13 protein-coding genes are annotated in these 14,620 nt (G+C 65.0%); 7 read left to right on the top strand and 6 right to left on the bottom strand.

What is annotated here, in order from left to right; translation table 11 throughout:
- Nucleotides 1–55: 55 nt before the first annotated feature.
- Entirely contained in the window at nt 56–2,842 is a 2,787-nt protein-coding gene (polA, locus tag ACNI3R_RS06395) for a DNA polymerase I (protein WP_426180923.1), read from the top strand.
- The gene (locus ACNI3R_RS06390; RefSeq protein WP_426180922.1) at nt 2,839–4,347 is read left to right on the top strand and encodes a lipopolysaccharide biosynthesis protein; all 1,509 of its coding nucleotides are present in this window, start codon (nt 2,839–2,841) and stop codon (nt 4,345–4,347) included. The genes polA and ACNI3R_RS06390 overlap by 4 nt, the downstream gene beginning before the upstream one ends.
- An 18-nt stretch (nt 4,348–4,365) precedes the next feature.
- On the opposite strand, the gene ACNI3R_RS06385 is transcribed toward ACNI3R_RS06390, so the two are convergent.
- The 4 genes from ACNI3R_RS06385 to eno all read right to left on the bottom strand — a co-directional run bounded on the left by ACNI3R_RS06385 (nt 4,366) and on the right by eno (nt 10,426).
- Nucleotides 4,366–6,018, bottom strand: a complete 1,653-nt coding sequence (locus ACNI3R_RS06385; protein ID WP_426180920.1) for an MFS transporter — start codon at nt 6,016–6,018, stop codon at nt 4,366–4,368.
- Between the two features lie 99 nt (nt 6,019–6,117).
- On the bottom strand, nt 6,118–7,719 hold the full coding sequence (purH, locus tag ACNI3R_RS06380; RefSeq protein ID WP_426180918.1) for a bifunctional phosphoribosylaminoimidazolecarboxamide formyltransferase/IMP cyclohydrolase: 1,602 nt from the start codon (nt 7,717–7,719) through the stop codon (nt 6,118–6,120).
- Nucleotides 7,720–7,799: 80 nt separating this feature from the next.
- The gene (locus ACNI3R_RS06375) at nt 7,800–9,038 is read right to left on the bottom strand and encodes a sensor histidine kinase (protein ID WP_426180917.1); all 1,239 of its coding nucleotides are present in this window, start codon (nt 9,036–9,038) and stop codon (nt 7,800–7,802) included.
- Nucleotides 9,039–9,142: 104 nt separating this feature from the next.
- A complete protein-coding gene (gene eno, locus ACNI3R_RS06370; RefSeq protein ID WP_426180915.1) occupies nt 9,143–10,426 on the bottom strand; it encodes a phosphopyruvate hydratase in 1,284 nt (427 codons plus the stop codon).
- Nucleotides 10,427–10,580: 154 nt separating this feature from the next.
- Between eno and ACNI3R_RS06365 the strand changes: the two genes are divergently transcribed.
- The 5 genes from ACNI3R_RS06365 (at nt 10,581) to ACNI3R_RS06345 (ending at nt 13,428) form a co-directional block, all read left to right on the top strand.
- Nucleotides 10,581–11,231: a hypothetical protein gene (locus tag ACNI3R_RS06365; protein ID WP_426180913.1), complete on the top strand. Its 651-nt coding sequence runs from the start codon at nt 10,581–10,583 to the stop codon at nt 11,229–11,231.
- Nucleotides 11,232–11,237: 6 nt separating this feature from the next.
- On the top strand, nt 11,238–11,960 hold the full coding sequence (locus ACNI3R_RS06360) for a phage holin family protein (RefSeq protein WP_426180911.1): 723 nt from the start codon (nt 11,238–11,240) through the stop codon (nt 11,958–11,960).
- 5 nt (nt 11,961–11,965) lie between these two features.
- On the top strand, nt 11,966–12,397 hold the full coding sequence (locus tag ACNI3R_RS06355; RefSeq protein WP_426180909.1) for a hypothetical protein: 432 nt from the start codon (nt 11,966–11,968) through the stop codon (nt 12,395–12,397).
- A 118-nt stretch (nt 12,398–12,515) separates the two neighbouring features.
- Entirely contained in the window at nt 12,516–13,112 is a 597-nt protein-coding gene (locus tag ACNI3R_RS06350) for an MlaC/ttg2D family ABC transporter substrate-binding protein (RefSeq protein ID WP_426180907.1), read from the top strand.
- A gap of 100 nt (nt 13,113–13,212) precedes the next feature.
- Complete coding sequence (locus ACNI3R_RS06345; protein WP_426180905.1) at nt 13,213–13,428, top strand: DUF4170 domain-containing protein; 216 nt, start codon at nt 13,213–13,215, stop codon at nt 13,426–13,428.
- Between the two features lie 60 nt (nt 13,429–13,488).
- On the opposite strand, the gene ACNI3R_RS06340 is transcribed toward ACNI3R_RS06345, so the two are convergent.
- Nucleotides 13,489–14,118, bottom strand: a complete 630-nt coding sequence (locus tag ACNI3R_RS06340) for a rhomboid family intramembrane serine protease (protein WP_426180903.1) — start codon at nt 14,116–14,118, stop codon at nt 13,489–13,491.
- A gap of 13 nt (nt 14,119–14,131) precedes the next feature.
- Complete coding sequence (gene greA, locus ACNI3R_RS06335; protein WP_426180901.1) at nt 14,132–14,608, bottom strand: transcription elongation factor GreA; 477 nt, start codon at nt 14,606–14,608, stop codon at nt 14,132–14,134.
- Nucleotides 14,609–14,620: the final 12 nt, after the last annotated feature.

Raw genomic sequence — 14,620 nt, 5'->3', positions numbered from 1 at the left:
CCGGGAAGCGGATCGCGGTTTCGCGGCAGCCAAAGCCCTGCTATCCCCCCGCTCCATGTCATCCAACCATCTCTATCTGGTCGACGGCTCGGGCTATATCTTCCGCGCCTATCATCGCCTGCCCCCGCTGACCAACCGCCACGGGGTGCCCGCCGGCGCGGTCTATGGCTTCACCACCATGTTGTGGAAGCTGATCAACGAGTTGCACCACGCCGATGGCCCGACTCATCTCGCGGTCATTCTCGACGCCTCGTCGAAGACATTCCGCAACGAGATGTATGACCGGTACAAGGCCCACAGGCCGCCGCCGCCCGAGGATCTGGTTCCGCAATTTCCGCTGATCCGCGACGCCGTCCGCGCCTTCTCGGTTCCCTGCATCGAGGAACTCGGCCTCGAAGCCGACGACATCATCGCCTGCTATGCCGAAGCAGCCCTTGCCCAGGGCTGGCAGGTGACGATCGTTTCGTCCGACAAGGACCTGATGCAATTGATCCGGCCGGGCCTCGACCTGCTCGACACGATGAACAACCGGCGCCTGGGCCGCGAGCATGTACTCGAGAAATTCGGCGTCGAACCCGAAGCGCTTGGTGACGTGCTCGCCCTGATGGGCGACAGCGTCGACAATGTGCCTGGCGTCCCGGGCATCGGCCCGAAGACGGCGAGTCAACTGATCCAGCAGTTCGGTAGTTTGGAAGCGGTGCTCGCCGCGACCGACCAGATCACCAAGCCCAAGCTGAAACAATCGCTGATCGACCATGCCGACAATGCGCGATTGTCACGCGAGCTTGTCCGGCTGAAATACGACGCGCCGCTACCCGAGCCGCTCGACGGTCTGGCGCTCAAGGGCCTTCCGCCCGAGCCTCTGCGCGCCTTCCTCGAGGACATGGGCTTCAAGTCGCTGCTCGCCAAGGTGCAGGGCGATGGCCCCGCGACGCTGCCCAGCGGCGGCCCGACCATGCTGGCGCTTGCACCCGGCGCACAGGAAAAGCCCGCTCAGACCGTCGAGCAGGTGCCTTTCAATCACAAGGATTATGAGACGGTCGTCACGGTGGAGGCGCTCGATCGCTGGATCGCCGAGGCGCATGCCGCAGGGCGCGTCGCGGTCGATACCGAAACCGATTCGATCGATCCGGTCCGGGCGCTGCTCGTCGGCGTCAGCCTCGCCACCGCGGCGGGCCGCGCCTGCTATATCCCGCTCGCCCATGTCGGCGATGGCCTGCTGTCCGAACGGCCGGTGCAGATCCCGATGGATGTCGCCATCGAACGCCTGCGGCCGCTGCTGGCGGCGCCGGACGTGCTGAAGATCGGCCAGAACATCAAATATGACATGGTGGTCCTCGCCCGCCACGGAATCGAGGTCGCGCCTTATGACGACACGATGCTGCTATCCTATGATCTGGACGCCGGTCTGGGCGGTCACGGCATGGACGAACTCGCCCGTCGCCATTTAGATCATGGCTGCATCGAGTTCAAAAGCGTCTGCGGCACCGGCAAGAGCCAGATGAGCTTCGACAAGGTGACGCTCGACCGCGCGACCGAATATGCGGCCGAGGATGCCGACGTGACCTTGCGCCTCTGGCAACGGCTCAAGCCGAGGCTCGCCCCGGAAAGCGCGACGCGGGTCTATGAGCTCGTCGACCGGCCACTCGTTCCCGTGCTGACCGGCATGGAGCGCGCGGGCATCCGCGTCGATCGCGAGGAACTGGCCCGGTTGTCGGCGGAGTTTGCCGGGCAGAGCGCCGCGCTGGAAATGCAGATACACGCCGAGGCCGGCGGCCCCTTCACGGTCGGTAGCCCGAAACAGCTTGGCGAAGTCCTGTTCGATCGTCTGGGCTTCAAGGGCGGGCGCAAGGGCAAGACCGGAGTCTATTCGACCGACGCGTCCGAACTGGAACGGCTGGCAGGCGAAGGCGCGAAGATCGCACGGCTCGTCCTCGAATGGCGTCAGCTGACCAAGCTCAAGTCGACCTATACCGACGCGCTGCAGGAGCAGATCAATCCCGAGACCGGGCGGGTGCACACCTGTTTCTCGATGGCTGTGGCGCAGACCGGACGGCTGTCGTCGACCGACCCCAATCTCCAGAATATCCCGATCCGGACCGAAATCGGCCGCCGCATTCGCGATGCTTTCGTCGCCGAACCCGGCAAGGTCATCCTGTCGGCCGACTATTCGCAGATCGAATTGCGCCTCGCCGCGCATATGGCGGACGTGCCGGCCTTGAAGGACGCCTTCGCGCGCGGCGACGACATCCACTCGCTGACCGCGCAGGAGGTGTTCGGCGAGGTCAACCGCGACACCCGCGCGCGCGCCAAGACGATCAATTTCTCGATCCTCTACGGCATCTCTTCCTGGGGGCTGGCCGGTCGCCTCGAAGTGTCGCGCGACGAGGCGCAGGGGATGATCGACCGCTATTTCGCGCGCTTCCCCGGCATCAACCACTATATCGCCTCGACCCTGTCGCAGGTCCGCGAGCAGGGCTTCGTCAGCACGCTGTTCGGTCGCAAGACCCATCTCCCGGGTATCCGCAGCGCCAAGCAGGGCGAACGCCAGTCGGCAGAACGCCAGGCGATCAACGCACCGATCCAGGGCACCTCCGCCGACATCATCAAGCGGGCGATGGTCCGGATGAACCCGGCGCTGGCCGCTGCAGGGCTGTCCGACGTCCGCATGCTGCTGCAGGTGCATGACGAACTGGTGTTCGAATTGTCCCCTGACCAGGTCGAGCCGGCGAGCGCGGTCATCCGCGAGGTCATGGCCAAGGCGGCCGAACCGCTGGTCGAGCTTTCGGTTCCCCTCGGCGTCGAGATCGGCACGGGAACCAGCTGGGGCGCCGCACATTGAGCCTGCCCCCCGAGTCCGCCGCAGCGGGACCTGACGCCCTCAAGGAAGGCGAAGACATCAAGGCGCTCGCCAAGGGCGGCCGGACCAATTTCTTCGGCTTCCTGCTGCGTCTCGCGGCGCGCCTGCCCTTCCTGTTCATCGCCGGGCGCTGGTATGGGGCCGAGGCGCTGGGCCGCTTCGCCTATGCGATCATCATCGTCGAGTTCGTCGCGACCCTCGCGACGCTGGGCCTGAAGCGCGGGCTGGCGGCCCAGCTCTCCGCCACCGAGCGGCCGCATGTCCATGTCGTCTGGGACGCGCTTCTGCTGGCAGCCATCGCTTCCGCCGTCGCCGCGACGGTGCTGGGTACCCTGCCCCAGCTGATGTTCCCGAACAGCGACATCAACGGCCTCGAATGGCTGCTGCCGCTGACCATCTTCGCGCTGGCCTGGTCTGACATCTCGCTGGCGGCGCTCGCCTACCGGCTCGATATCGCCGCGACGGTCCGCGCGCGGTCGGTCATCGAACCCTGGACGATCAGCATCGCCGCCTTTGGCCTCGCCTTCTACTCGCTGCGCGACGGGCTGATCATCGCCTATGTCGTGTCGATGGTGGCAGCGCTCGTCGCCTCGATCTGGCCGCTGCTCAAGAGCTTCGGCTGGCCCCATGGCTGGCGCCCCCGCCCAAGCTCGCTCTTCCTTCTGGCGAAGCGCAACGTGCCACTGGCAGCAGCCGACGCGATCGAATGGGGATCGCGCCGTCTCGACATCGCCATCCTGGGCCTGTTCTTCTCCCCCGCCATCGTCGGCATCTATTATGTCGCGCAGCAAGTTGCCTCGCTGCCACAGAAGCTGAAGACCAGCTTCGACCCGATCCTGGGACCGGTGATCACGCGCAATCTCGAAGCCGGCAACCGAGAAGCGGTCGCGAAGCAGGTCGCCCAGGTCGGCTTCTGGATCATCGCTGCGCAGGCCGCCGTCGGTCTCGCGCTGGGCATTCCCGGCGAGGGCGTGATGGGCCTCGTCGGCCCGCATTTCGTCGCGGGGACGATCGCCCTCGCCTTCCTGCTGCTCGCCGAGGTCGTCGCCGCGACTGCCGCCGTGTCCGAGGCCGCGTTGATCTATGTGGCCCGCCACCTGAATCTGTGGATATCGATGGGCATGATCCTCATGCAGATCTTGCTCAGCTTCGCGCTGGTGCTGCTGCTGCGGGACGAACTGGGCCTGCCGGTCATCTGGCAGTCGGCGGCCCCCGCGATTGCACTCGCGCTCGCGCTCGGAATCGCCTCGATCGCCAAGGCCAAGCTGCTGGCAAGGCTGCTCGATGCACCCGTGTCCGGCTGGCGCTGGCCACTGGTCTGGGCCTCGCTGGTCGCAGGTGCGGTCGGCTATCTCTTCACGCGGCTGCCCGAATGGGCCGAGCTGGCCTTTGGCATCCCCGCGATCCTGCTGGCCTTCGGGCTGATCATCTGGCGGTTCGGCTTCACCAGCGAAGACCGCATGCTGTTCCGTTTCCGCGAGGCCTGACAGACCTGCGCGGCGCGATCAGTTCGGCTGGGGAATGGCGACCCGCAGGCCGTGGTCCGGCACGTCGTCGCTCCAGCGCACCGATCCAAACGGCCGCTCGATACGCCGTCTCACCTGGGGCGTCTCGCCGATATGGAAGAACAGCGCGCGCTCCCAGGCGGCCATGTCGGCGGCGGTCAGCCGCTCGCGCTGGCGCAGATAATCGTTCCAGGTCGGCGTGTGATAGCGTTCGATCCACAGTTCCGGATCACCGATGTCGCGCGCCAGCGACCAGGCATAGCCGCCGGTACGATGCCGGATCGGCTCCATCGCCAGCATGGCATTGTGGAAGTCGCGAGCATTGTCGACAGCGACCCGATATTCGATCGTCAGACTGATCGGTCCGCTTCGACCGGTGATGTCGAGCGCCACGTCCGGATCGCCCAGCTGCAGGCCATGTTCGCCCTGCACTTCCACTTCCGGCATCCGCAGGATCAGCCCCAGCGGAATGACGCAGAACAAGCCGATGCCCGACGCGGCCATGGCGACCGCAGTTCCATGATTTTCCGCGACATGGCCCCAACCGATGCTGCCGAAGGCGACACCGGCGCAGGCCGCCGTCGTGAAACCGGCCAGCGCACGACCGGTGACCCAGCGCGGCGAGGACAGCTGGATGCCGATCGTTCCCAGCGCCATGACGATCATCCAGGACGCACCGACAATGACGAGGAGCGCACAGGTCAATATGGCCGATGCGCTCAGCGCGATGCCGACCATCGAGGACCCGATGACCGCCATCGCGACCGCCATCATTCCCTCATTGCTCACCTTCTCGCGGATCGGGCCGATCAAGGTGGCGCCGAGGATCGCGCCCATGCCGTAGAAGCCGAGCAATATGCCGAACAGCGCAGCCCCGCCGCCAAGCAGATCGCGTGCGAGCAGCGGCATCAGCGCCATGGGGGCCGAACCGACCATGCCCGAGACGAGGATCCGCAGCCAGATCGTGCGGATCGGCGGCGAATGGACGATGAACCTGATCCCAGAGATGATCGCGCGGCCGAGCGCTTCGGGTGGTAGCCGGTGCTTCTCCTGCTTGCGACGCCAGAAATACATCGTCGCCAGCATCGGCAGATAGGCGATGGCGTTGAGCAGAAATGCGGAAGCGACGCCAGCCACCGCGACGAGCAGCCCGCCCACGGCCGGGCCGAAGCTGCGTGCGACATTGTAGCTGATCGAATTGAGCGCGATCGCCTGGGGCAAAATCTCCCGGGGCACCTGCTCGCCGACCGACGCCTGCCAGGCGGGTGTGAACAGCGCCATGCCAGTGCCGACCATCGTGCAGAACAGCAGCAGCAAGGCTGGCGTCAGCATGTCGAACAGGGTCACGAGGGTGAGGCCCGAAGCGCCGCCGAGCATGATGCCGAGCGCGATCAGGGCGATCTTGCGCCGGTCATAGCTGTCGGCGATCGCGCCGGCCGGGAGCGACAAAAGGACGACCGGTGCGAAGGTGGCGGTCTGGACCAGCGCGACCATATCGGCGCGCCCGGTGAGCCTGGTCATCGCCCAGGCCGCGCCGACATTCTGGATGAGCTGGCCGAAATTGGACAGGACGCTGGACGTCCAGACGCGGCGAAACAGGACGTGGCGGAGCGGCTCGAAGCTTCCCTTACGCTGCCCTGCCGAGCCCGACATCCTGCTTCACCCTCCCCTTGTCGCGGTGCCCCTTAAAGGCATGGGGCAGCGTGGGGTCAACCGCTTCGCACGCTGCCACCGATGCCAAGGGCAGAGCCGTCAATGACGGAAATGCCGCATTCCGGTGAAGACCATGGCCAGCCCCGCCTCGTCGGCCGCCGCAATCACCTCGGCATCGCGGATCGACCCGCCGGGCTGGATGACAGCCGTCGCACCAGCCTCCACCGCGGCCAGCAACCCGTCGGCGAAGGGGAAGAAGGCGTCCGAGGCGACCGCCGAGCCGATCGTGCGCGGCGTCGACCAGCCCGCCTTCTCGGCGGCGTCCTTCGCCTTCCACGCCGCGATGCGCGCGGACTCGAGGCGGTTCATCTGGCCCGCGCCGACGCCTGCCGTCGACCCGCCCTTGGCATAGACGATCGCGTTCGATTTGACGTGCTTGGCGACCGTCCAGGCGAACAGGCAATCTTCCAGCTCCTGCGCCGTCGGCTCCCGCTTCGTGACGACCTTGAGTTGATCGCGCGTGATCCGGCCATTGTCGCGCGACTGGAGCAGCATGCCGCCGGCGATGCTCTTGACGGTCATGCCGCCACGCGCCGGATCGGGAAGCTCGCCAGTCAGCAACAGGCGGAGATTCTTCTTCTTTGCGAAGACCGCCTTGGCATCGTCGTCCGCATCGGGCGCGGCGACGACTTCGGTGAAGATGCCGCTGATCGCCTCCGCGGTCTTGCCATCCAGCGGACGGTTGACCGCGATGATCCCGCCGAACGCCGAAACGCTGTCGCAGGCGAGCGCGGCCTCATAGGCCTCGATCAGCGTATCCGCGCTGGCGACGCCGCAAGGGTTGGCGTGCTTGACGATCACCACCGTCGGCGGTCCGTCGCGGAACTCGCTGACCAGCTCCAGCGCCGCATCGGCGTCGTTGTAATTGTTATAGCTGAGCTCCTTGCCCTGCACCTGGGTCGCCTGGGCGATCCCCCGAGCCCCGCTGCCGAACGGCAGATAAAGGGCGGCCTGCTGGTGGGGATTCTCGCCATAGCGCAGCGTCTCGGCCAGGCGGACCGGGATCGACAGCGTCGCCGGCAGCGTCTCGCCCTGATCGACCTCGGCAAACCAGGAGGAGATCATGCCGTCATAGGCCGCGGTCGCCGCGAAAGCCTTGGCGGCGAAACGCTTGCGCATCGCGAAGCTCGTGGTGCCGCCCGTCGCGATGATCTCGGCATAATCGGCCGGATCGGTCGCGATCGTGACATAGGCGTGGTTCTTTGCGGCCGAGCGGACCATCGACGGGCCACCGATATCGATATTCTCGATGATTTCGTCACGCTCCGCGCCCTTGGCGACGGTCTGGGCGAAGGGATAGAGATTGACGACGACGAGGTCGATGCCGCCGATGCCGTGGTCGGTCATGGCCCGGGCGTGCTCGGGATCGTCGCGAACGCTCAGAAGGCCGCCATGGACCATCGGATGCAGCGTCTTGACGCGGCCGTCCATCATCTCCGGGAAACCGGTGATGTCGGAAACGTCCTTCACGTCGAGGCCAGCCTCGCGCAGCGCCCTGGCGGTCCCACCAGTCGAAACCAGCTCGACGCCCCAGGACGCCAGCGCCTGTCCCAGCTCCACCAGACCGCTCTTGTCGGACACCGAAAGCAGCGCGCGGCTGATCTTCACCTGGTCGGGGGCCGGCGTCGTGGGAGTCTTCATGAGGAGTCTGTCCTGCTGCGGTGATCGGGAATCGCGGCTCCGTTAAGCGATCCCCCGGACAAATGCCACCCCGGCGGCGCTTAGTCCTCCGCTGGGGCGGTTCCCGCGGACGCTACGAGGGGGAGCTGTATCTCGAAGCAAGCTCCCTTGGTTTGCGCTTCATCGAGCCGTAGCGTCCCGCCCAGTTGCGTCACGATGGTCCGAGCGATCGCGAGTCCCAGCCCAGTTCCGGGCTGCCGGCTGAGCCCGCGCGTATGGGCGGACTGCGCGAAGCGATCGAACAGGCGGGTGCGAAACTCCTCCGGAATGCCCGGACCGTTGTCGCTGACCCGTATTACGAGCGTGCGGCTATCGGCGCGCAGTGACACGCGCACAACCTCCCCGGCCGGTGAAAATTTCGCCGCGTTAGACACCAGATTGGTGATCGCCTGAAACAGTCGGTCGGGGTCGGTACGCGTGCGGACGGTGTCGGATGGAACATCCAGGCCCAGTTTCACCTCTGCCTGCGATGCATAGGGCAGATTTTGCGCAACGACATCGCGCAACAGCAGGCCGATGTCGGCATCGACGAAATAATATTCGAACTGCCCCGAATCCATGCGATCAAGATCGAGCAGATCGTCGACCAGACGACGCAGCCGTCCCGTATTGCGGGCCGCCACGTCGATCAGCGATGCCGCCGTGTCAGGCAACTCACCGGCCGTACCATTGGCGAGCAGCCCCAGCGCGCCCGAGATCGAGGTCAGCGGTGTCCGCAATTCGTGGCTGACGGTGGAAACGAACTGCTGCTTCAGGCGGACGATGTCCTGCAATTCCTTCCGCGCGCGGTTCGCATCATCCTCCGCGATCCGGCTGAAGCCCACGGCAATCGGACCGACAAGGAGATGTGCTACCAGCATATCCTCCTCTGAAAAGGCAGAAACCGTCGGCGCATGATATTTCAGCGTTCCGACAAAGCGCCCATGATGCGGGATCGGCACGACGATCATCGAGCGCAGGCCGACGCGGCGGCAGGCCTCGCGATTGACCCGCATATCGCGCTCCGAATCCTCGCAACGCTGGGGTTGGCCGCTGAGCAGGCTGAGCCCAGACAGGCTGGTATCGAGGCCTAATCGCAGCCCGACCAGGTCCGCGGAGGCACCGCTCGCTGCGGCGTAGACCAGCTGGTCGCCATCGAGCAGTTCGATCACCGCCCCATCGGCGGCCGGCATGACCGACAATTCGCGGACGATGGCATCGAGCACGGCGGAGAGCCCCCCGCCCTCGCGCGCGATCGCCTCCTGTATCGCGATCAGACCCTGAAAGCGTCCGATGTCCATAAAGCCACGCCCCGCCCATTCATTCTGTCGGAATGGTAGGGCGAGGCTAGACCGGAAAGAAGTCTCAACAACTACGTGATCGCCCGTAGTGGGCGATCGGGAAATCAGCCGAGCGACTTGATCGCCGAGCGGCCGGCATAGACCGCGACCGGGCCCAGCTCTTCCTCGATGCGGATCAGCTGGTTGTACTTCGCCAACCGGTCCGAGCGCGCGAGGCTGCCGGTCTTGATCTGGCCACAGTTGGTGGCGACCGCGAGATCGGCGATGGTCGAATCCTCGGTCTCGCCTGAGCGGTGCGACATGACGGCCGTGTAACCGGCACGCTGGGCGAGGCTCACCGCCTCGAGTGTTTCGGACAGGGTACCGATCTGGTTGACCTTCACCAGCAGCGAGTTGGCGAGGCCGTCCTTGATGCCCTGCGCAAGGCGCTTCGGATTGGTCACGAACAGATCGTCGCCGACCAGCTGGCAACGATTGCCGATCTTGTCGGTCAGGATCTTCCATCCGGCGAAATCGTCTTCGCCCATGCCGTCCTCGATCGACACGATCGGATAACGGGCGACAAGATCGGCGAGATAGTCGGCCATTTCCTCTGGGGAACGCTTCACGCCCTCGCCATGAAAATCATAGACGCCGTCCTTGAAGAACTCGGTCGCGGCGCAGTCGAGCGCGAGCACGACGTCCTCGCCCGGCTTGTAACCGGCCTTTTCGATCGACTGCATGATGAAGTCGAGCGCATCAGGAGCGGAGGCCAGGTTCGGCGCGAAGCCGCCCTCATCGCCAACAGCCGTGGCCAGGCCCTTGTCGTGCAGCGCTTTCTTGAGCGTATGGAAGATCTCCGATCCGCAGCGCACGGCGTCGAGCAGACTGTCCGCGCCGACCGGCATGATCATGAATTCCTGGAAGTCGATTGGGTTGTCGGCATGTGCGCCGCCGTTGATGATGTTCATCATCGGAACCGGCAGAACCTGTGCCGAAACACCGCCGACATAGCGGTAGAGCGGCAGCGAGCGCGCGTCCGCCGCCGCACGGGCCACCGCGAGGCTCGCGCCCAGGATCGCGTTGGCACCAAGGCGGCCCTTATTGGCAGTGCCATCCAGTTCGATCATCCGCGCGTCGATCTCGCTCTGGTCCTCGGCTTCCATCCCCAGGATCGCATCGGCAATCTCGCCGTTGACCGCTTCGACCGCAGTCTCGACGCCCTTGCCCAACCAGCGCGATTTGTCGCCATCGCGCTTCTCGACCGCTTCATATGCCCCCGTCGAGGCACCGGAAGGCACGGCTGCACGACCGAAGCTGCCATCTTCGAGAGTGATGTCGACTTCGACCGTGGGATTGCCCCGGCTGTCGATGATCTGGCGGGCGTGGACGTCGACGATGGCGGTCATGCTGGCGCGTACCTCTGCTGATGGACGTTAGGATGCCCGCGCTCTATCCGCGCCGCCCACGTTAGGCAAATATGAAGTCGTTTCGGGACTGGTAAAGGAACGCAATCCGTCCCATCTGGTTCTTAGGCCATATGTTTTGATGGAGGCGATCGACATGGCGACCGACGAAACCGGAAACGGCACTGCGTTCGAAAGCGCCCGCAAGGCGTTTGCGGACACCGCCGCGAGCTTCTCCGAACAGGCGGGCTCGAAGGTCAAGGATTATACGCTTCAGGGCAAGGACCGCGCCGTGGAAGCACTGGACAATGTCGCAAGCCTCGTTGGCGACGCGGCCGAGCAGGTCAGCGAACGGCTGGGCGAGCAATATGGCGGCTATATCCGCCAGGCCGCCGATGCCGTCGAAGGCCTGGCGTCCAATCTGCGCGAGAAGGATGCCGACGAACTGATCGACGATGCCCGCAACATGGTGCGGTCTTCGCCTGCGATCGCCATCGCAGCGGCAGCCGCCGTGGGTTTCGTGCTGGCGCGCGTCGTGAAGTCGGGCCTGACGCCCAAGGCCGGCAATGACGGCGCATCGGGAGAGAGCCCGGCTTCCGCTGCAGGGCCGGTTTCCGACGCTCCGGCCAAGCCTGCGCGCAAGGCGACGGCCCGCAAGGCTTCGCCCCCGAAGCCCAAGGCAGCGACTGCAGTTCCCAAGGCGGAAGCCGCTCCATCGGCAGGCGCGGCTCCGGCTGCACCCAGCGAAGAGGCAACCTCGCAGACGAACGTCACCGGTACGTCCGACGACACTCCGCCGGCACCCTGATCCCTGGTGGAGGACAACCGACAGGACAAGGAGCCGATCGGCGCCGTGCTCGCGCGCGTCGTCGAAGACGGTCGCGCGGTGGTCAAGGCCGAGATCGCTCTCGCACGAACCGATTTCTACCGCCGGCTGGGGCGTGCACGAACCGGGGCGGCGCTGCTGCTCGTCGGAGCCATCATGGGCCAGGCGGCGGCGGTCACCTTTCTGGTCACTTTGTCCTTCGTCCTGACCCCCTGGGTCGGACGGCTGGGCGGTGCAGCGATCTCGGTCGCGCTGGGCGTGGGCGTGGCACTGCTTGCGATCCGTGCGGGCGTGCGAAAGCTCGTGCTGGTTGCAGAAGACCCCGAGGATGAAGACCTCGCCGAAGCAGCCAGGCTCACCAGCCCGATCGACGAACTGTTCGAAAAGGTGCGTCAGAAGGCCCATGCCGCCCGCAATCAGCTCGTCGACACGGTCGGTGAGGCGCAGGCCCGGTTGCATCCGCAGGCGCTGATTGCCGACATCGCCGACATCGTCGTCGATCATGCGCAGCGGGCGACAAACAGCGCGATCGAAACGGTAAGGCGCCGGCCGGTGCGGTCGGCGGCCGCGGCCATCGCGCTGACCTTCGTCCTGCTGCGGCTGCCGCTTCATCGACTGCTTCTTCGTCTGGCTGGTGCAACCGCACGCGCCTCGGCGAGTTTCCAATCATCCGACAGTTCAGCTTCCGGTGAGAGCCGGTCCAAGGAGTAGAAGCCATGACGAACAGCAAGAAAGCCCCTGCGTCGCCTTCCGCCAAACGGGACCGCGCAGCAGAAGCCCGCGCTTTTGCCGAAGAGCGGCTGCGCAAGACGGCCGATGTCGCGCGCGAGGCCGGGCACAAGGCCGCCGAAAAGGTTGAGGCCTTTCCCGTTGCCGCCCTGGTCGGCGGCCTGGCGGTCGGCGCGGTGCTCGGAGCGGTGCTGCCGCGCACCCGGCAGGAGGAGCAGTTGCTCGGTACGATCGGCGAGACGATCGCCGACCGCGCCAAGGAGGCGGTGACCGCTGCACGCGATGCCGGTCAGGCAAAGCTTGGCGAGCTCGGCATCAATTCCGATGCTGCCGGCAAGCAGGTCGGCCGGTTGATCGGATCGATCGCAGAGGTCGCCGAGAGCGCAGGATCAGCCGCGATCGAGAAAGTGCGCAGCTGACGGTGCTTGCCACAGTTCCGCATAACCTTGCGGAGCCGTCACAGTTCAAACCGCGTTCAGGCTCGACCCGCTATCTCCGGGTCAGGACAGGCGCTATGATGCCCATGGAGTTCCAATAATGAAGACGTTTCTTTTGCCCGCCGCTGTCGCCCTGGCAGGCGTACTCAGCGTCGCGGCTCCGATCGCACCCGCGACGGCGGCCGTCGTCGCCAATCAGGATGCAGCCACTTTCATTTCCTCGCTCGGCACCGAGGCTTTCGCGGTTCTGAAGACCGGCAATAAGACGGCGGTGCGCTCCAAATTCCGCGAGCTTCTGTCGCAGCACTTCGCGATCGACGCGATCGGCGAGCGCCTGATCCGCCGTTGGAACAATCAAATCACGCCCGAGCAGAAGGCTGCTTACAAGGCGGCGATACCGACCTTCATCATCGGCACCTATTCGGACAATCTCTACGATTATGCCAATGCGTCGATGAAGGTGATCCGCACCGCTCCCGCCGGCAGCGGCTTCAATGTCGTGACCCAGGTCCAGAAGCCCGGCGCCGCACCGATCAGCGCAGTCTGGTCGGTCGCCAAGGTCGGACCGACATTCAAGGTCACCAATCTGACGGTCGCCAACATCAACCTGGCCGTGACCCAGGGCCAGGATTTCGATGCGATCATCCAGCGCAAGGGCATCGACGGGCTGATTGCGATGATGAAGTCGCGTAGCTAATATCAATGCAACGCGCGAGGATCATGCTTCAAAACATCGCCATTATTCGACAGGAGCAGGAGCCGGGCTTCGTCTTTTGGACGATCAACGGAGATAGGAAATGAGCAAGATCCATCTGGTGTTCGGCGGCCGGGTCAAGGACCCCCAGAAGCTCGATTTCGAGGATCTCGGCAAGATCGACGTGGTCGGCTTTTTCGAGGACTATAAGTCCGCGGAAAAGGCCTGGCGCAGCGCTGCGCAGCGGACGGTCGATGATGCCGAGATGAAATATGTGGTGGTGCATCTGCACAAGCTGCTCGAGCCCGATCTGCCCTGATGCCACATCGGCAGGCATTCGGAAAAGGGGTGGGTTCGCGAGAGCCTGCCCCTTTTTCGTTCAGCCAACCTGTCCTCTGCGATAGATCATGAACAACGGAGCGGTTGCGAGACCGGCGACGAACCCACCGACATGCGCACCCACTGCGATCGCCATGCCCATGCCGGAGAAAGCCAAGCCCATCAGGAACTGCACACCGACCCAGGCAAGGGCAAGCCAGACTATATTGACCAGAAGCGCCGCGCGCGGATGGCCGAGCAGCAGCCTGGGCTTCCCGAACAGGAGCGCATAAGCGCCGAACACAGCCGAGATCGCGCCGCTCGCCCCGATCATCGGGCTGAGGCTTGCCGGATCGATCAGATATTGCCCGAAGGCGGCGGCGTAAGCGCCGGTGAGATAGAGGAGCAGGAAGCCGGGCATGCCGAGCACGGCCTCGACCATGCGGCCGCAGAAGAGCAGCATGAGCATGTTGAAGGCCAGATGCAACCATCCACCATGAAGCAGCGTCGCCGTCAGCGGCGTGATCCACGCCGGCAGCGCTTCGGGGATCTGAACACCGAGAAAACGCGCCGGGACGAACCCCGCCATCAAATCGAGCGCTTCACCATTCCCCGCCAGCAGGGAAAGCAGGAAAACCGCACAGGTCAGCAGCGCTATGGCATTGGTCGCCCGCGCCGCCGGAACCGTCACGACCGGCGCCCGATCAGATGAACTCGATTTTCGAGACGAGATAGAAGCGGTCACCCGACGGGACGGTCACTTCGACTTCGTCGTCGACCCTCTTGCCGATCAGGGCGCGGCCGAGCGGCGAGTTGTAGGAGATCTTGCCCGTCTTGGCATCCGCCTCGGTCTGTCCGACGATCTGATAGCGCACGGGCTTCTCGTCGTCGTCGAGCAGGGTCACGGTAGCACCGAACACGATCTTGTCGCCCGACAGCGTCGTCGGATCGATCACCTGCGCACGGCTGAGACGGTCCTCGATGTCGGCAATCGATGCCTCGATCTGGCCCTGGCGCTCCTTGGCGGCGTGATATTCGGCGTTTTCGGAGAGGTCTCCATGCGCGCGCGCCTCCTCGATCGCATCGATGATGAGCGGCCGCTCGGCTTTGAGGCGCATGAGCTCTTGCTCGAGCATCTTCTGCCCCTCTGCCAGCATCGGCAACTTATCAACGCCCGCCATCGTACTCAAAAT

It is taken from the genome of Rhizorhabdus antheiae, assembly GCF_049889055.1.
Lineage (GTDB): Bacteria > Pseudomonadota > Alphaproteobacteria > Sphingomonadales > Sphingomonadaceae > Rhizorhabdus.
Note: the sequence above shows the minus strand (reverse complement) of the source record. Positions and strands in the feature narration are given on the sequence as shown.